The sequence below is a fragment of the Vibrio sp. 1167 genome (assembly GCF_033340375.1).
GTDB classification, from domain to species: domain Bacteria; phylum Pseudomonadota; class Gammaproteobacteria; order Enterobacterales; family Vibrionaceae; genus Vibrio; species Vibrio alginolyticus.
The window spans coordinates 505,050-523,444 of record NZ_JAWOWK010000001.1 but is presented as its reverse complement, the minus strand read 5'-3'; the positions used below and the strand labels follow the sequence as shown (position 1 = coordinate 523,444).

General features: G+C 44.3%; 16 protein-coding genes. 9 read left to right on the top strand and 7 right to left on the bottom strand.

Annotated elements, in window-relative coordinates; all coding sequences use genetic code 11:
* Nucleotides 1–174: 174 nt before the first annotated feature.
* Both R7Z78_RS02280 and R7Z78_RS02275 read right to left on the bottom strand, forming a co-directional pair.
* Nucleotides 175–1,806, bottom strand: coding sequence for an ABC transporter ATP-binding protein (locus R7Z78_RS02280; RefSeq protein ID WP_104976437.1), 1,632 nt, complete (start codon nt 1,804–1,806; stop codon nt 175–177).
* An 85-nt stretch (nt 1,807–1,891) separates the two neighbouring features.
* Nucleotides 1,892–2,389: a hypothetical protein gene (locus tag R7Z78_RS02275; protein WP_017635485.1), complete on the bottom strand. Its 498-nt coding sequence runs from the start codon at nt 2,387–2,389 to the stop codon at nt 1,892–1,894.
* A gap of 187 nt (nt 2,390–2,576) precedes the next feature.
* Here R7Z78_RS02275 and R7Z78_RS02270 point away from each other — a divergent pair, with 187 nt between their 5' ends.
* The 3 genes from R7Z78_RS02270 (at nt 2,577) to R7Z78_RS02260 (ending at nt 8,216) form a co-directional block, all read left to right on the top strand.
* Nucleotides 2,577–4,937, top strand: a complete 2,361-nt coding sequence (locus R7Z78_RS02270) for a Lon protease family protein (protein ID WP_005375118.1) — start codon at nt 2,577–2,579, stop codon at nt 4,935–4,937.
* 293 nt (nt 4,938–5,230) lie between these two features.
* A complete protein-coding gene (locus tag R7Z78_RS02265) occupies nt 5,231–6,859 on the top strand; it encodes a methyl-accepting chemotaxis protein (protein WP_104976438.1) in 1,629 nt (542 codons plus the stop codon).
* A gap of 397 nt (nt 6,860–7,256) precedes the next feature.
* Nucleotides 7,257–8,216 (top strand): porin, encoded by a 960-nt coding sequence (locus R7Z78_RS02260; RefSeq protein ID WP_064354918.1) that lies wholly within the window; start codon nt 7,257–7,259, stop codon nt 8,214–8,216.
* A 124-nt stretch (nt 8,217–8,340) separates the two neighbouring features.
* On the opposite strand, the gene R7Z78_RS02255 is transcribed toward R7Z78_RS02260, so the two are convergent.
* Nucleotides 8,341–9,087 carry a flagellar brake protein gene (locus R7Z78_RS02255; protein ID WP_104976439.1) on the bottom strand — a complete coding sequence of 249 codons (747 nt, stop codon included), beginning with the start codon at nt 9,085–9,087 and terminating at the stop codon, nt 8,341–8,343.
* 127 nt (nt 9,088–9,214) lie between these two features.
* On the opposite strand from R7Z78_RS02255, the gene R7Z78_RS02250 reads away from it, so the two are divergent.
* Both R7Z78_RS02250 and R7Z78_RS02245 read left to right on the top strand, forming a co-directional pair.
* Nucleotides 9,215–9,490 (top strand): GNAT family N-acetyltransferase, encoded by a 276-nt coding sequence (locus R7Z78_RS02250; protein WP_104976440.1) that lies wholly within the window; start codon nt 9,215–9,217, stop codon nt 9,488–9,490.
* Nucleotides 9,487–10,464: a phosphotransferase gene (locus R7Z78_RS02245; RefSeq protein WP_104976441.1), complete on the top strand. Its 978-nt coding sequence runs from the start codon at nt 9,487–9,489 to the stop codon at nt 10,462–10,464. Before R7Z78_RS02250 ends, R7Z78_RS02245 begins: the two co-directional genes overlap by 4 nt.
* A gap of 46 nt (nt 10,465–10,510) precedes the next feature.
* Here the strand turns inward: R7Z78_RS02245 and R7Z78_RS02240 are convergent, their stop codons facing one another.
* Nucleotides 10,511–11,011, bottom strand: coding sequence for a GNAT family N-acetyltransferase (locus tag R7Z78_RS02240; RefSeq protein WP_017820512.1), 501 nt, complete (start codon nt 11,009–11,011; stop codon nt 10,511–10,513).
* Nucleotides 11,012–11,406: 395 nt separating this feature from the next.
* Here R7Z78_RS02240 and napG point away from each other — a divergent pair, with 395 nt between their 5' ends.
* The 4 genes from napG (at nt 11,407) to R7Z78_RS02220 (ending at nt 14,900) form a co-directional block, all read left to right on the top strand.
* The gene (gene napG, locus R7Z78_RS02235) at nt 11,407–12,177 is read left to right on the top strand and encodes a ferredoxin-type protein NapG (protein ID WP_104976442.1); all 771 of its coding nucleotides are present in this window, start codon (nt 11,407–11,409) and stop codon (nt 12,175–12,177) included.
* A complete protein-coding gene (gene napH, locus R7Z78_RS02230) occupies nt 12,177–13,031 on the top strand; it encodes a quinol dehydrogenase ferredoxin subunit NapH (RefSeq protein WP_104976443.1) in 855 nt (284 codons plus the stop codon). The genes napG and napH overlap by 1 nt, the downstream gene beginning before the upstream one ends.
* Before the next feature lie 199 nt (nt 13,032–13,230).
* Nucleotides 13,231–14,412 carry an MFS transporter gene (locus tag R7Z78_RS02225; protein WP_005375129.1) on the top strand — a complete coding sequence of 394 codons (1,182 nt, stop codon included), beginning with the start codon at nt 13,231–13,233 and terminating at the stop codon, nt 14,410–14,412.
* A gap of 206 nt (nt 14,413–14,618) precedes the next feature.
* Nucleotides 14,619–14,900, top strand: coding sequence for a YrhK family protein (locus tag R7Z78_RS02220; protein WP_025768568.1), 282 nt, complete (start codon nt 14,619–14,621; stop codon nt 14,898–14,900).
* A 122-nt stretch (nt 14,901–15,022) separates the two neighbouring features.
* Here the strand turns inward: R7Z78_RS02220 and R7Z78_RS02215 are convergent, their stop codons facing one another.
* Genes R7Z78_RS02215 through R7Z78_RS02205 form a run of 3 tightly spaced genes read right to left on the bottom strand, consistent with a single transcriptional unit; the run spans nt 15,023 to nt 18,153 of the window.
* Entirely contained in the window at nt 15,023–15,862 is an 840-nt protein-coding gene (locus R7Z78_RS02215; protein WP_104976444.1) for an energy-coupling factor transporter transmembrane component T family protein, read from the bottom strand.
* Nucleotides 15,859–17,598, bottom strand: a complete 1,740-nt coding sequence (locus R7Z78_RS02210) for an ABC transporter ATP-binding protein (protein WP_104976445.1) — start codon at nt 17,596–17,598, stop codon at nt 15,859–15,861. The genes R7Z78_RS02215 and R7Z78_RS02210 overlap by 4 nt, the downstream gene beginning before the upstream one ends.
* Nucleotides 17,599–17,604: 6 nt before the next feature.
* A complete protein-coding gene (locus R7Z78_RS02205) occupies nt 17,605–18,153 on the bottom strand; it encodes an ECF-type riboflavin transporter substrate-binding protein (RefSeq protein WP_005375133.1) in 549 nt (182 codons plus the stop codon).
* Between the last annotated feature and the right edge of the window lie 242 nt (nt 18,154–18,395).

Genomic DNA, 18,395 nt, shown 5'->3' with positions numbered 1-18,395 from the left:
TGGGGGAACTCAATTCATACTGTTTGCCAGTATTTGAGCCAGGTTGACTAAGTCTGACTCTTGAACCAACCAGTCTCGGCGGCCAAACCGAAAGGCAGCTACGCCATTCTTAAGACAAGATGAATTTATCACCTTTTCTTAATCCTAGTTTATGAATATGAAACTGTGATGAACCTAAGCCGCATTGTGCTGATTTTCATTGTTTTCAAGATCAAATGAGGCATCTATCAGTTTTTTCGTGTAGTCATTTTTAGGGTTTTGGAAAATCTTTTCGGCCGTACCTTGCTCCATGACCTCGCCCTTTTGCATGACTAGAACACGATCAGAGAGTGCTTTAACTACTGATAGATCGTGGCTAATAAACAAGTAGCCAATATTGTGTTTTTTCTGCAAATCTTTCAGAAGGTCAATCACTGTCAGTTGCACCGAGCGGTCTAATGCAGAGGTTGGCTCATCAAGCAGAATAAACGAAGGTTCAAGGATCAGTGCTCGCGCGATAGCAATACGCTGACGCTGGCCTCCTGAAAACTCGTGCGGATAACGGTTGATGGACGCGGGATCTAAGCGGACCTCACGGAGCACGTCGCGCGCTTTCTGCATACGTTCTTTTTTACTCAACATTGGTTGGTGGACAGTTAATCCTTCTGAGATGATCTCGCCGATAGTCATACGAGGAGAAAGCGAACCATAAGGGTCTTGGAATACCATCTGAACGTCTTTTTTCAGCTCAAAACGTTCTTTGTTTGTCAGCAAGGCCATATCTTGGCCTTTATATTCTATTTTGCCAGTTGAGGGCAGTAGACCTATCAAAGCTCGGCCGAGTGTAGACTTACCTGAACCGGACTCCCCAACGATCCCGAGGGTCTCTCCTTGTTTAAGCTCAAGAGAAATGCCTTTTACCGCTTCGAAGTACTCATTCTTGCTCGCAATAAAATGCGACTTTACCAAGAATTTGACTCGTATATCGTCGGCCTTTAAAAGCTGTGTAGCACTTTCGCTAATAGGCTCCTTACTGCCTTTAGGAATCGAGTTGATTAGCATACGTGTGTATTCGTGCTTTGGGTCCTCGAAGAGTGTTTGCGTTTCGCCTTCTTCGACGACTTCTCCTTTACACATCACAATGACACGGTCTGCAAAGTGTTTTACGACGCCTAAGTCATGAGTAATAAATAGGATTGCCATGCCCATCTGAGCCTGAATTTCTTTAATCAGGTGCAACACTTCTGCTTGAACCGTGACATCCAACGCTGTTGTAGGTTCGTCGGCGATCAAAATATCGGGCTCGTTAATCAGTGCCATCGCAATCATGATGCGTTGCAATTGACCACCAGAAAATTCGTGTGGGTACTTGTTGTACGCTTTTTCTGGGTTTGGCATATGAACCAATTCAAACAGCTCTAACACCTTTGCTTTTGCTGTTCGTCTGTCGACCGGGCGGTGACACATGATGGCCTCAGCGACTTGGATACCCACCCGCATGTACGGGTTTAGTGAGGTCATCGGCTCTTGAAAAATCATGCCAATGCGATCACCGCGAATACTTTGCATTTCACGCTCTGCTTTATCCAAGATGGAGCTACCCTCGAACATGATGGATGAGTTTTCATGCAAAATAGCGTTGTCTGGCAGTAGTTTCATCAGTGCATTGGTTGATACTGACTTGCCAGAGCCAGATTCGCCAACGATGGACAGCGTCTCGCCTGCTTTTAAATCGAAGCTAACATTCTTTACTGCATCGACGATCCCATCGTTTGTCGTAAAGCTGACTGATAGGTTGTTCACCGAAAGAATGGTTTTAGAAGACATCACAGATCCTTGTGGTTGATAAAGCAAATGATACTCAAGCAATGGACAGTACAAACCTAGCTGGCCTCAATGCTTGAGCTTTAGATTAATTATACAGGTGAGAAGGCGAAGCTTTTGCCGAACTCATTGCTTGCAAATGTAAGAACTGCTCATGCGCGCGCGTTACGTGCTCGAGTTCTATCATCCATTGAGCATTACGTTGGGCAGAGCAAAATGCCGCCATGTGAGCTAATAAGTCTTCGCTCTGTTGACCAAGTAGGTGACCTACGCGCTCAATCAGTTCATGGCTCTCTAGCTGCAAAAATTGAAATAGCGCGTAAGTTTGATTGAGTATTGAGAACGCATCATGCTGTAAGCCGAGTTTGTTGAGAATCTCTGATTGCGTCACGCTAGCATCTCTAAGTCCCGTAATGAGACATACAAACTGGCAAGGTTTAGTTTGTGCATTTTCTAGCGCTAAATGAATGTGGTTGGGTAGATTGTTGAGCACGTCGTCATATAAACGATGAGCTTCTGGCCAATGGCCTTGTTCCATCAGTTGCTCCGCTTTTAAGTAGCGCATCCAGCATTGCTCAATATTCATATCCATCTCCACAACATTTGATTTGTTTAGATATTAAATGAAATTGATTATCAATTGCAAGTGCGTGTTAATATCACTTATGTGTTCATAAAATGTCCAATCAATCTAGGGTGGAAGGTAAATCACTTAAAATTAAGCAAATAATCTCTACACTCAAATAACGAAAATAAGAAAAAAGGAAGTGGATATGGCAATACTAAGATTGGAAGCTAAGCAGCTATATTCTGTAGCAGATCTAGAGAATATGCCATGTAAGTCGACCAAGGAGTTACCTCCAATTGATGAAATCGTGGGCCAAGAGCGCGCGCAAAAAGCGGTCGAGTTTGCGATGTCCATCAAAGAGAAAGGGTATAACATCTACGCCATTGGTCAGAATGGGCTAGGTAAACGCACCATGATCTTGCGCTATCTGAATCGTCACCAGCACGATGCAGCAGCCCTGTTTGATTGGTGTTACGTTGCGAACTTTGAGGATACCCGTACACCAAAGGTATTAAAGTTGCCTTGTGGTATCGGAAATAAGCTACGTGTTGATATTGAAGCTTTAATGGGCAAATTATTGAATGCTTTACCCCTAGCATTCGACAATGAAATGTACTTTAGCCGCGCTGAGCGATTAAAAAATCAATTGGCAGCTAAGCAACAAAACGAGCTGGATCGTATTAGTCGAGAGGCAAAAGAAAAGGGCATCAGCCTAACACTGACTACGCAGGGGGATTATCAGTTTGTCGCCATGAACGGTGATGAGCTTCATACGGAAGAGTCTTTTGATGTACTAAGCAAAAAAGAACAAGAGCAATTCAGCGATGCTATTGATGAACTCGAAGTGAGATTGCGCTCGATGGTTCGTGAGCTTACGGAGTGGGAAGAGACATACAGCGATAAAATCAAAAAGCTCAATGATGAAGTGACACTTGATGTGATTACTCACTTCATCAAAAAACTCAAAGTGGATTACGCGCAATATTCCGAAATCAAAACCTACTTAACTGAGCTGCAAAAAGATATTGTTGAAAACGCAGATATCTTCCTTGACCAAAGTGGCGAGCAAGGCGAAATTGCGACGGCATCCTTGGATAAAAAATTGCCACGTCGTTATAAAGTGAACGTCTTGGTAAGCCGTAAAAGCAGCGAATTTCCTATCGTTGTTGAAGAAAATCCCAATTATCATTCACTCTTCGGGTCGATTGAGACTGCCACTTTCAAGGGAACGGTGTTTACCGACTTCTCGCTGATTCGTGCAGGGAGCTTGCATAAGGCGAATGGCGGCGTTCTATTAATGGATGCTCAGAAAGTACTTGAACAGCCTTACGTTTGGGATGGTTTGAAGCGCGCATTGCGTGCTCGTCAATTGAGTTTTACGTCTCTAGAAAAAGAAGTCACATTGACGGGGGCGGTATCACTCGATCCTGAACCGATTCCGCTTGATATCAAAATTATCTTATTTGGTGATTACCGAACTTACCAATTACTCCAACATTACGATCCAGAGTTCAGCGAGCTGTTCCGTGTGACGGCAGATTTCGAAGATGAAATGAAACGTACGCCGGAGTCTGAGCTGCATTACGCGCGCTTTATCTCTAGCGTGGTGCATGACAACAATATGCTGCATTGCGATCGTAAAGCCATTGCTCGGATCATCGAATACAGCTCACGTTTGTCTGGCGACCAATCCAAGCTATCTCTACATTCGGCTAATATCGCCAACTTGCTTCGAGAGTCGAACTACGTTGCTCGTCAAGCCAACTCTAACATGATCCGTATTGGGCATGTTGAAGAGGCGCTCAATAACCAAGAAATGCGAGTAAGCCGATTACGCGATAACGTAATGGAAACCTTTATTAACGGCACAACGCTGATTCGCACCGAAGGAGAAGCCGTAGGCCAAGTGAACGCACTTTCGGTATTGAGCACTAGTGACTACATGTTTGGTGCACCGAATCGCATCACAGCGACGACGTGTTACGGTGATGGGGATGTTATCGATATCGAGCGAAGCGTGGATTTGGGAGGCAGTATTCACTCTAAGGGCGTGATGATTTTGTCTGCCTACTTATCTTCCGTATTTGGTAAAACGGCACGAGTGCCATTAACTACAACCATTACCTTTGAGCAATCTTATGGTGGTGTTGATGGTGATAGTGCCAGCATGGCTGAGTTATGTGCGGTTGTGTCTGCTTTTTCAAAGCAACCAAACCGACAAGACATTGCGATAACAGGGTCGATGAATCAATTTGGCCAAGCTCAGCCTATTGGTGGCGTAAACGAAAAGATCGAAGGATTTTATGATGTGTGTGTAATTAAAGGTCGTCATGACGGGCAGGGGGTCATTATTCCGCGCTCTAATGTTCACAATCTAATGCTTCGTTCCGACATCGTGAAAGCAGTCGAAAAAGGCGAGTTTAATATTTGGGCGATTGACCATGTTACTGAAGCTATCGAATTGTTTACGGGGAAAGTTGCTGGTGAGCCAACCGATGAAGGCTCTTATCCAATCGATACCATTTTTGGCCTTGCCCAAGCCAAGCTCAATTCGTTGAGAAAATAGGCTGAAACCGTCCTAAATGTGAATGTATCTCATCATAAGTGATCATAATTTATCATAACGACAATATCCCGACGCCACTGTCGGGATATTGTCAATAACAGATTGAAAATGGAGAGTTTTTGTACTAGACAAAAGTGTGATCGACCTCTAATATTCGCCACTTGTTTATTCGTCTGGGATTTATCCCGTCGCAAGGAAGCATAGATATTCAAACTGCCGAAAAGTAACGTTGTTATAAGCACAGCTCGAGTTTGTTTGGATATAGACATCACGCATACAACTGAGGCCCTGTCATGCAGTTATCACTGAAAAATTTGTCAGTACGAACGCAAATTTTGGTTCCGGTATTATTTACCGCGATTGTTTTGTTTATTGCTCTTTGGATTACTAAAAACAATCTTCAAGCAGAGCAAGATGTTATTGCTTCCAACCAAGAATCTTTGGTTTTTCACAAAGACACATTGGCGAGTATTGACGACCAAATTTACCCTCTGCGCATAAGCGCGGTTTACGCTATTTACGATGCTTCTCTTCGTGAGAATTTTCTAACCGAATTGAAAGAAGGCTTAAAGCAAGTTGATGCCGATTTAAGCGCAATTGAAGCCCGAAATCTATTCCGTGACGATGCCGTTAAAGTTCGCCAAGCAATTGAATCCTATGTGCGATATTCAGAGCGCTCAGTTGCTTTCTTCAACCAATACGATCAAGGTTTGAAATCGGATAGCGAGTACCGTGCATTTGTCAAAGAGTATCGCAATGTTGGCCGAGAAATGGTCCAACAAATTAACACGCTATCAAAGCATGTAAACGAGCAAGCTGAACAATCTACTATCAGAAGCCATCAGCAAAATGAACGTGTGCAAAATAACGCTATGTTGACGGTTTTAGCGGTATTTGCTTTCTCACTGATAGGCGCTTGGTTCCTATCTGGCATGATTGTTACACCAATCCAAAAACTGCAAGAAGTGATGCGTCAGTTAGCAATGGGTAATCTATCAGTACGTGCAGATGTCGATGGGGACAATGAGATCTCTAAGCTGAGCAAAGATGTAAACCAAACCGCAGAGCAGTTATACAACACTGTGGACCAGTTAACCCGTATTAGTGAGGAAGTTGCATCTGCATCGACCGAATTGGCTGCGGTAATGACGCAAGCGGAAGCGAACGCTCAACAAGAGTTGGCGGAGATCGAGCAAGTTGCATCTGCGGTTAACGAGCTTGCAAGCACTGCGAATAATGTGAGTGATAACGCGACCTCTGCTGACGCAACCGCGCGTGAAGCTGATGGACTTGCTCAATCAGGTTTGGCTATCTTCCAAGAAAGTGCGGAAGCAAGTGCGCAAATGTCTCAAGCATTGAACGATGCAGCGCAAGTTGTTTTGCGTCTAAAAGAGCAATCTGTACAGATCAACGATGTTATTGAAGTGATTCGCGGCGTATCTGAGCAGACCAACTTGCTAGCATTGAATGCTGCGATTGAAGCGGCGCGAGCTGGTGAATCTGGTCGTGGTTTTGCGGTAGTAGCTGATGAAGTACGCATGCTAGCAGCGCGTACTCAAGACTCGACACAAGAGATCCAAACGATCATTGAAGAGCTTCAAGCGCAGTCTGGGCTGGCGAATGACAGTATGCAAGTCAGCCTTGATATGCTTAGCCGCAACAACGAGCTGACGCAACAAGCGAATGACGCGTTGGTTGGAATTACCGAGTCGGTCGCCAACATCAACGATTCAAACACGCAAGTAGCAACCGCAGCCGAAGAGCAGTCTCAAGTTACTCAAGATATCAATCGCAACGTGGTTAACATGTCGGAGCTTGTAAACCAAAATGTAGCGGGCATCAGCCAGAGTGCAAGTGCGAGTACTGAGCTTTCATTACTTGCAGAGAAGCAGAAAGAGCAATTAAGTTTCTTTAAGCTTTAATTCATCATCTACTTATCAAATCTCTAAATCCCTGAGTGAATGCTCAGGGATTTTTTTGTTTGTAATAATCGGATTTATTATCAATAAGTCTATCTAAAACAGTCAGTTAACAAGATTTTTTTGCGGGCAATATCACGTTTTGTGATATTGTTTTTACATTTTTTTCGTCAATTTTTTTTTGACGCGAACATTTTTTTTAACTCAACCGATAACTTGATGGTTGAGAGGTATTCATATCGTCATTTTAAGTGGTGTTTTCTTCTATAAGCGCTGTTTATTCAACACGTTGCGTGAAAAATAACAGCTGCTACTATGCCGCCAGTTTTCTCGTTGGTACAGAAAAGTCCTGTTTTTCTGGTGAGAAAACACATATAAAACAATGATATGGAAAATAACAATGAAATTAAAAACTTTAGCTGTAGCAGTGGCGCTAATGGCATCAGGATCTCAAGTTGTCGCTTCAGAACTATACAACCAAGATGGCACTTCTCTTGAGATGGGCGGCCGCGCTGAAGCGCGTCTTTCTATGATGGATGGTAAGGCAGAAGACCGTACTCGCATCCGTCTTAACTTCCTAGGCAAACAGGAAATCAATGAAAACCTATACGGCGTTGGTTTTTGGGAAGGTGAGTTCAAAACAAAAGAAGAAGGTGCCGTAGATAACAATAGTGATCTTGAAACTCGTTACGCTTATGCGGGTCTGGGTGGCAAATACGGTGAAGTAACTTACGGTAAAAACGACGGCGCACTAGTGGTTCTTACTGACTTTACTGACATTATGGCTTACCACGGTAACACAGCAGCACTTAAACTGCCTGTTTCTGACCGTACAGATAACATGCTGTCTTACAAAGGCCAATTCGAGCAACTAGCTGTACGCGCAAGCTACCGTTTTGCTGATCGCACAACAGATGCACAAGGCTTTACAGACAACGAGGAAGATGGCTTCTCTCTATCTGGTGTTTACGCGTTTGCTAACACTGGTTTTGAACTAGGTGCTGGTTACGCAGATCAAAACGACAGCGATGAGTTCATGCTGGTAGCTGCATACTCTGTAGGTGACTTCTACTTCGCTGGTAACTACACTGGCGCGGATATGGATGTTGCAGGTAAGACTTTTGATTACAAAGGCTACGAACTAGCCGCTGCTTACACTATGGGTCAAACTGTATTCACTTCTACGTTCAACAAAGGTGAACTAGAAGACGCAGATACTGTAGAAAACCTAGCTGTTGATGTAACTTACTACTTCAAGCCTAACTTCCGTGGCTACGCATCATACAACTTCGATCTAATGGATAACGAAGGCGCGGCTGAAAAAGATGAGCTAGCGCTAGGTCTACGTTACGACTTCTAAGTCATGACTCTTATCTAAGATACTGCCTTATTCTTAGTAAATAAAAACCCCTTACTGAAAAGTAAGGGGTTTCTTGTTTTCTAGCACTTCAAAGCTTCTTGATAAGCGATAGGGGTTATCAAATCTATCTTTTTAGTGTGAGCTTAGTACCATCAAATTTGAGGTGACTGAGGAGGTTTTTAGCGTTGTTTTTACCAACCTCATCAAACTCCATTCCGTAGCGAGCATAGTGCGTTGATTTTTGTAAATTACAAATACGACCTCGCAATGGCGCTAGCATACGACTTTCTCCGGGCATCGTTAGATCCAATGAAACGTGGTCACCAACCTGAAGTGGCCGGCTCATTGGTGATGTTACAAAACGACAGCCACTACGAGATAAATCTCTTATTTCGCATTCAGTTCGATAGGCTTCTAAACAAACACGCGCTCTCAAATTTACTTCGTAACGCACTTCTTTGCGAAGCTGAAAGACCTGCATAGTGTTGGGTAGGTCTAGCACCAAAATTGGGTACGGATCGCCTAGTCGATGCTGTAATTGGGCCCGAAATGGGATAACGGCCCCTTCACCTCGATGAGAGTAGGCTTTTACATTGACCCAAAAGCCTTCTTGAAAATAGAACTTCAAGTCTTCATCGGAGATGTTCGGAACCTCTATCAATGCAGTATTATTTGAGTGACAGCCAACAAATGTGCTGGTTGTAATAAACTTTGTACCAACGGGGGTGGTGACGTTTAAGCTCACTTCACTGCCATGTTCGACCATTGCCATTGCATCGGTGCTATTTAATGTACTTGCCTGACGTTCTGGTGCCTTCTTGCTTTGCAGAGGTAGCTTGCCGTCTCTGGCAATTGGGCTCATATTTCTCATTATAATTGTCGTACCTGATGTAAGAAGGTAATCGCGTGAGGCGAAGCAGCACTCTCGCATGGTATCGATTTTATTCAGTGATATAGTTTGATTCAATCAATCTGTAACAAAAATTAGAGAGCAAGATATGCATAAAGTAACTCATGAAGCCACGAATAGTACATTCTGGGTTGATTTAGAGCAGGGCTATAAAGCCAAGTTAATTTATCAGCTTAAGGGTAATGTCATGCACATTACATCAACGGTTGTTCCTGAAGCACTGCGAGGTAAGGGGTACGGAAAAGTGATGATGGAAGCGGTGTTGCCAGAAATTGAGTCACTCGGTTATCAAATAAAACCAGTTTGCCCATATGTTATTCACTACATGGAGAAGAACCAAACGTGGTCACATCTGCTCGCATGATGAGTAACAACCACCAACGCTACCAAACTATTGGCCAGGAACTCAATCTAGGTAATTACCGCTCTGTAGAAGTCATACAATCGCTATGGGGAGGCTATGGAGAGTTAGTCCGAGTTACTTATTCTACTCGTTCGGTGATCATTAAGCATGTAAAACTCCCTAAGCCTTCAGAGCATCCTAGAGGCTGGAATACGGACCGTTCTCATCAAAGAAAGTTGCACTCTTATCAGGTGGAAGTGAATTGGTATGAGTATTTTTCCGGAGGGGTGGATACTCGCTGCCGAGTACCACAAGGTCTAAAAACGTTCCAATCGGAGAATGAATGGCTCATTGTGATGGAAGATCTCGCCGAGGTGGGCTTTCCAAAAGTCATCACAGATGCACAGCTAGAGCATATACAAGCCTGCCTCACTTGGTTGGCGAACTTTCATGCGCGATACATCGATGTTCGTTCGGATAAGTTGTGGCATACCGGAACATACTGGCACTTAGCAACCAGACCCGACGAGCTTAAAGCATTGCAAGACACTGAGCTACAAAATGCGGCTCAATTGATTGATCAAACGCTTTCGCAAGCTAAGTTTAAAACACTAATACACGGTGATGCCAAATTGGCGAACTTCTGTTTTGATGAAGAAGAATCAAGCGTTGCTGCGGTTGACTTTCAATACATTGGATGCGGGTGTGCCATGAAAGATGTGGCACTGTTTATGAGTAGCGCCGTTAAGCCAGAACGTTGTGCAGAGATGGAAGTTTGGGTTTTGGATACGTATTTTGCTCAGTTGCAACACGCGCTAATGGTCTATCAACCGAATCTTGACCCTAATGAAGTCGAGCGTGAATGGCGTCCTTTGTTTGCTGTGGCTTGGGCAGACTTTCAGCGATTTGTGAAAGGTTGGAGTCCCGACCACTGGAAGATCAATCCCTACACAGAAGCATTGACTCGCAGAGCGTTGGCTTACTTACGAAAGTGAGTCGAAGTTTAAAAAGAAAAGCCTCCAATTAGTAGGAGGCTTTGTTTTATCTTTGGCCTGGTCTGATGCGCGCCATGTAATAGGTATTGATGAATTCACCATCACGGAAGGAACCGTCAATCGCTTCACCCTCAATTTGAAATCCATGCTTTTTATAAAGCCCAATGGCGGCGTCGTTATCGGCATTGACCTCTATCTGAATTCTTCTCACATTTAACCAGTTATCTGCTAGTTCAGTGACTGTTTCTATCAATTTGCTACCAATACCGAGTCCATGGAAACTATCATGTACTCCGATGCCAAACGATGCCGTGTGCATCGTTCTTGGACGTAGAGAGTGGTGAAAGCCAATATTTCCGACGACTTTACCATCAATTTCAGCGACATAGCTATAAACACCATCAGGTATGTTTGACAACCTTTCCACCCACATCGCGAGCGAAGGCTTTGGGAGTTGCAGGGTTTCACGTTGTGCTTTTGGTTGTGAATAGATTTCTACGAGTGCCGCTGCGTCTTCGACGGTCGTTGGACGTACGATAATTTCCATGCCTCTCTCCTTCGCTTTTTAGTTTTAATTTTTAATCTAACCACAGTTTTCTTATTTGGATAGTGTTTTTTTATGTTTAATGGATAAATGCCTTTTAAATTAGCTTGTTATGATGTGTTTTTTTGAATTTTTAGTAGTGATTTGTCATCGAATTGAACGAGTAGATTGCAAAGGTGTTGAATTATTGTACTGAGAATGGCGCGTACTGCAGAGTATCGTGGTGAATTTCATGTCGCAGTAAATAAACGCATTTAGTCAAACTGTGACGACGGCACTGTGCGTCAGTTGACTTGAATCAATAGAGGATGGGGTTACCTCCTATGAGGTATAGGGAAACGACACGTTTAGGGCTATTTATGCTTAACTTGATAAGGGAGTTTTGTTGAGGAAATAGCATGAAATCCTCTCAGCCTAAAATATCGCAAAGTCGGCGCCGATTTTTGCGTGATACAGCTCGGATTGCGGCTGGTGTTGGCGCAGCTGCGTGTGTATTGGGCTTACAATCGCTACAAAGCCAAGCTCGAGAAACCAAAGGTGTGCCTATTCGTCCGCCTGGTGCATTGCCGGAAGGCGATTTCGAATCAACTTGTATTCGATGTGGCTTGTGTGTTCAGGCATGTCCTTACGATACCCTGAAACTTGCGACATTACTTTCACCCGTCGCGACTGGCTCACCTTACTTTACTGCACGCGATATTCCCTGCGAAATGTGCGAAGACATTCCTTGTGTTGTCGCTTGTCCGAGTGGGGCGCTGGATCCGAAACTAACCGATATTGATGATGCTCGAATGGGTACAGCGGTTCTTATTGACCATGAAACTTGCCTTAACTGGCAAGGGTTACGATGCGACGTTTGTTATCGCGTTTGTCCGCTGATTGATGAAGCCATCACGTTAGAGATGGTTCACAACGACCGAACCGGCTATCACGCCAAACTTATCCCTACAGTGAATTCCGAAGTGTGTACCGGATGTGGTAAGTGTGAACAAGCGTGCGTGTTGGATGTCGCTGCTATTAAAGTTGTCCCGACGGATTTGGCGAAAGGCAAAGTGGGCAGCCACTACAATTTTGGTTGGAAAGAGATCGACAAACCACTCGAAAATATCCTCCCTAGTGAGACGCCTGTGCCGGAAGGTGCGCTTGAATCGCTAAAAGGAGGTAAGTAATGGCAAAGAATTTAGCTCAAAATGCTGGCAAAGAAGCGCTTGAAAAGCTTGGTTGGTGGCGCGCGCATCGGTTTTTGATTTTACGTCGGCTATGTCAGTTCACCATCATTGCGCTATTTATGGCTGGGCCGACGCTGGGAATTCTAACTGGTAATCTGTCATCAAGTATGTTGCTCGATAACGTGCCGTTAAGTGACCCGTTAATTGTGCTTCAAGCTTTGGCGACAGGGCATGTTCCGGAGTTTAATGCGTTGTTAGGCGTAGTGATTGTCGTGGTGTTTTACGCGATTTTGGCGCCGCGCGCATTTTGTGCTTGGGTGTGCCCGTTGAACATCGTGACAGACTTGGCGGCGTGGTTGCGTCGAAAGTTCAACATTAAAGCGAGCTATCGTTGGTCTCCCATGATTCGTTATTGGCTGATCCCTGTTTTGATGTTGGGCAGTGCGCTATCTGGCGCGATTCTTTGGACATGGTTAGATCCAGTTGCGGCACTGCATCGCGGGTTGGTGTTTGGTATGGGCGCAGGTTGGGTGCTAATCGCCCTAGTGTTTGTGTTGGATTTACTCTTGGTTGAGCATGGGTGGTGTGGGCACTTATGTCCACTGGGGGCTACCTATGGCGTGATAGGCCGAAAAAGCCTGTTGCGCGTTACTGCTGTTCGGCGCGAAGATTGCACCAAATGCATGGATTGCTTTTACGTTTGCCCAGAACCAGAAGTGCTTCGGCAGCCTTTGAAAGAGGGAGATCGTCGAGTTATGGATCAAAACTGCATTAGCTGTGGCCGTTGTTTGGATGTGTGTCCAGAACATGTGTTTGAATTTAAAAATCGCCTATCAGTAAAAGTCATTGATTAAGCCACTGAGCACATTTACTCATGCTTTATTTCTCTTGATACTTGAACATCGCGCTTCGCCAAGGAGTTAAGTGCGATGTTTGTCTTCATAACAATATCCCTCAGCCATATCTGCTTGCTCTGGGCTGAAAATAATAATGATATTGCGAATTTGTTACATTTAAAGCTATGATGATGCCTTCATATTTAAAGGAAACATCATGACTACCTCATCGCACGGCTGGAGAACGCCGCAAAATTTCCTCCTGTTAATTTCCATTATCGTGCCCATTGCTTTTTCTACCTGGATGGCGTTGTTGAACAACTTTGTTATCGAGAAAGCAAACTTTGATGGTGCCGACATAGGCTTATTGCAAAGTGTGCGTGAAATTCCGGGTTTTTTGGCCTTTACCGCCGTGTTTGTATTGCTGTTTATCCGAGAGCAACGCTTTATGCTCGTCTCTTTGGCGATGCTTACGCTTGGTACGGCATTAACAGGTTATTTTCCCACTTTGTACGGTCTACTTTTTACAACCTTGTTAATGTCCACCGGCTTCCATTACTTTGAAACACTCAAGCAGTCTTTGTCTTTACAATGGCTATCTAAAGAAGAAGCGCCAGAAATGCTGGGTAAGTTTATTTCTGTTGGAGCTTTGGCTTCTCTGTTTACCTACGGCGCCATTTGGGTTTCGCTCGAACAGCTCAAACTTGATTTTAAAACGGTCTATTTAATGGCTGGTGGTTTAGGTTTTGTGCTCATTTTGGTGATGGCATTTGCCTTCCCACAATTTAAGACAAAAGTACCTCAGAACAAGAAGCTCATCCTGCGTAAACGTTACTGGTTATACTATGCGCTTACGTTTATGAGTGGAGCACGCCGTCAAATTTTTACGGTGTTCGCTGGTTTCTTGATGGTAGAAAAGTTTGGTTACTCCGCCGCAGATATTACGTTGTTGTTCCTGATTAACTATGTCTTTAACTTCTTGTTTGCGAAGCGAATAGGCCGTTTTATCGGCGTTGTTGGTGAGCGCAAAGCGTTGATGTTTGAATACGTCGGTTTGATCTTCGTGTTCGTCGGGTACGGTTTGGTGCAAACGGCAGAGTGGGCGGCAGCATTGTATGTTGTCGATCATTTATTTTTCGCGTTAGCGCTTGCGATTAAAACCTACTTCCAGAAAATTGCCGATCCTGCCGATATGGCGTCGACCGCAGGCGTTGCGTTTACGATTAACCATATTGCTGCAGTTGTAATACCTGTTACGTTTGGTGTCATCTGGCTTGTTTCACCTGCGAGCGTATTTTACATCGGCGCTGGTATGGCAGCAGTGAGCTTGCTGTTGTCACTCAATATTCCAGCGAAGCCGGAAGAAGGCAACGAAACTCGCTTGTTGAAGTGGAGTTAAGTTGGTACTCACTATCTAATCATTAAAGCGAATACCTGTAATTAGACTCGCTAAAAAGGGTGCTTATGCGCCCTTTTCTTTTTATTGCAAATAGATAATCCCTCCAATGGTTGTCAATGCATGCCACGTCCGTTAGGGTTTAGAACTAAGTATTTCGAAATAACTTGGGCATAACTGACGCGAAACAATAAGAGGGGAGCTATACAGTGCAGATACATGGCAGAGAGTTGGATTTAGATCTAGGAAGCCGTCACATCGTTATTCAGCGCCGCTATGAGGCGTTAGGTGCTGCAAACGACCTACTCATTGCTATTTGGTTTTTAATTGGTAGCTTTTTCTTTTTGAATGATTCGTTGATTGAAAGTGGTACTTGGCTTTTCATCGTGGGCAGTGCGCAGTTGATCATTAAGCCCCTGATAAAACTGATGAGTTTAGTTCATGTTGGTCGTTTGAATAAGCAACTTTCTGGCACATCAGCGAGCCGCTGAAATTACCGCTTCTTTTGAATACTTGCAAGCAAGAAGCCAACAGGCGAGTTATCGAGGGGAAAGACGGAAGATAACGTGTTCGCAATACTAAGCACGTTATCTTCTGTTTGAAGCTTAAGAATTTAGAACGGATACCAGAACAGTTGTGTGTCGATAACACGCTTGCTGATCGCCGCAATCACTATCACCGCAATCCCAGCCATGCAGATCATATCGGCTTTGGTCAGTGGTTTTAAGCTGTACCAAGTGCGAGAGGAGTGGCGGCCAAAACCACGTAGCGTCATCGCGTTTGAGATTTGATCGGCTCGGTCTAAACTAGAGAAAATCAGAGGTCCAAGAATCTTCGCGACGTTCTTCATACGAGTGAACAACGGAGCCTTCTTGCTCAGTTCTACTCCGCGTGCTTGTTGCGCGTGCATGATGTTAACAAAGTCCTTTTTCACTTCCGGCAAGTAGCGCAGCGTTAAGCTTACGGCATAGGCGATTTTGTAAGGCACACCCAAGCGGTTCAAGCTGGCTGAAAACTCCGTCGGGTGAGTGGTAAATACAAACACCAACGCGATTGGAAACATGCTGAAGTACTTCAACGTCACTGTTACTAGGTAAAACAATGTCTCTTGAGTGAGCGAGTAATTACCGGGTAACGAGAGTAAAACCGTTGATGAACCCATGAACTCAGTACCTTGTTGCGGTGCTAACGCGAACATAAACAGGGCATTGATCAGTAATACCGTGCCTGTACCGAATAACAGCGGTTTGTAGACATGAAAGGGCACTTTGGTCATTTTCAATAAGCCCAAACCCAGCACGATCAACAGAGCGATGATTCGCAAGTCAAATGTGGTCAATACCACCGTTACCCAAGCAATGAAAAGCAAGAACTTAGTAATGCCATTCAACTTATGAAGTGGCGATTGGGTATCGATGTAGTTGATACCAAACTTCATTTTGTTGTCTTTCATGCCACTGCTTTCTCTGGTTGGTTTACTTCGTCGCTTTTTTGTTGGCGGTGCGCTTTTTCTACATTGATAAAATGCTGCATAAATCCATTGGTGTCTTCGATGCCAACTTTCGTAGCCAACTCAAACAAACTTGTGGTAGTGAGGTTTGCTTGGTCTAGTAGCTCTGGACTGCTGAATACCTGCGTCATTGGTGCATCCGCGACTAATTTACTGTCTGCAATCACGATAGAGCGCGAGGTGTATTCCAGCACTAAATGCATGTCATGAGAGATGATCATTACGGTTACGCCCAACTCGCGATTGAGCTTTTCGATGAAACTCAGCATAGACGTGTAGTTTCGATAGTCCTGACCTGCCGTCGGTTCATCAAGGATCAGAAGCTCTGGTTCCAAGACCAAAATTGACGCAATGGTTACGCGCTTTTTCTGGCCATAACTCAATGCTTCGATTGGCCAGTGACGGTATTTGCTCAAACCGCACAGCTCTAGGACTTCAAGTACTTTAGCTTCGATTTGTTTCTCTTCAACGCCACGATTACGGAGGCCGAAGGCCACTTCGTCGAAAATCATGTGATGGGAAATCATGTGGTTCGGGTTTTGCATCACCACGCCCACTTTCTGGCTGCGCTCGAAGATGGTCAGTTCGTTTAGATCTTGACCATTCATGCCCATTGAGCCGCTATCCGCTTCAATAACGCCCATAATCAGTTTGGTGATGGTCGATTTACCCGAGCCATTTTTGCCAAGTACAGAGACAAACTCGCCACGCTTGATGTCAAAACTCACGTCTTCTAGCGCATTTTTCTCACCGTCGTAAGAATAGGTGAGGCCACGGACTTCAAGCAAAGTCTCGGCTGGCGTTTTAGGTGGTTGTGCTGTTGAACCATCAAACCATGCTTGTACTGCTGGTTTATATTGCTCCAACGGTAAGGTAGTTAAGCTAGAAGGTTTTGCATCGCCCTCAATCGCGCAGCCTGCTTCTTTCAGAGCCGAAATATAAAGCGGTTCGCGGATGCCGTAATCTTCTAGCAGAGGCGACGCTAAAATTTCATCTGGCGTTGTATCGGCAATGATTTCGCCGCTTTCCATCAAGATAATACGGTCAACTGAGCGATGCAGAACGTCTTCAAGACGATGCTCAATGATTACGATGGTTTTGCCCGTTTCGCGGTGTAGATCATCGATGATCTCGATGGTTTTTTTTCCCGTTTTAGGGTCAAGCGCAGCTAGTGGTTCATCAAACAAAAGGATATCGACATCATCGACGAGAATGCCCGCCAAAGAAACACGCTGTTTCTGCCCGCCAGATAAATCGTGGGGTGAGCGTTCTAGCATCTGTTCCAAGTCGACCATTTTGGCCGTGGCTTTGACCAATGGGTACATGTCGATATTTGAAGTTAGCTGGTTCTCCAGCGCAAATGCAATGTCTTCGCCAATGCTCAAACCGACAAATTGGCTGTCCGTATCTTGCAGTACGGTGCCAACTTGCTCAGTGTATTGGTGCATGTCGAAAGGGGCGGTGTCTTGACCATTGATGGTCAATGTTCCACTGGTTTCCCCTTTGATTGCGTGTGGGATCAGTCCGTTAAGACATTGCCCAAGGGTAGATTTACCACTACCACTTGGACCGATAATGACGATTTTCTCTCCTTTCTCTATCCTTAGATTGATATTTTTTAGCGTCGGTTTGTCCAGCGACTCATATCTAAAAGAGAAGTTAGAAAATTCGATTGTCATTCGACATTAAGCCTCTGTTAAGTTACGGCTTTGCTTGTTACGTTTAGCGACAGATTTAAGAATGAAGAAGCCAACAATAGCAATAAGAATGGTGTTACCGATCGCGATAATAGAAAGCTGGGTAAACACTTTAGTGAACGGTTCTGCGTATAAAATCGTGTCGAGGAATGCAGAGCAACCGTAACCAAATACGTTGCCTAATAGCGCAAGTACTACGAATAACGCGAAGTCTTTCATATTGAAATCACCTTTCTCCAAACGGTAGCGCGTTAGAGAAGGGAATAGACCGATAATCAAACCAACAATACCTGAACCAAGTACCCAAGTGAGCCATACGCCCCAACCTGCAAATAGGTCAGTAACCCAGTGACCAATAAAACCAACCAAGAAGCCAACAAGTGGTCCAAATAGTACTGAGAACAATGCTAATACTGCCATTGCTGGTTTTAGCGTTGTGTTTGCAAACACAGGGATGCCAAACATAGGTAAGCCGCCGATACCGTAAAGAGCAGCACCGATTGCAATAACCACAACAGTTTTAGCGGAAAGATTCATAGATAACCTCAGTTCAATAGTCGATTTTAAAGAACGTTTAATTGTTTTGTCGGAAAGCGTTAGTTATTTGATTGTGTAACATATATTCAAAACAACCAAGCTGCTTATTGTTTGCTCTATTTTTCTTCAGGAAATGTGTGATTTGATTCACGCATCCCTTTGACTGGCTTTGGTTTTAGCAAGCATTAAAAATAAGGCGCGCATTATACAGAATATTAATAAAAGTGGGAATGCTATCTATC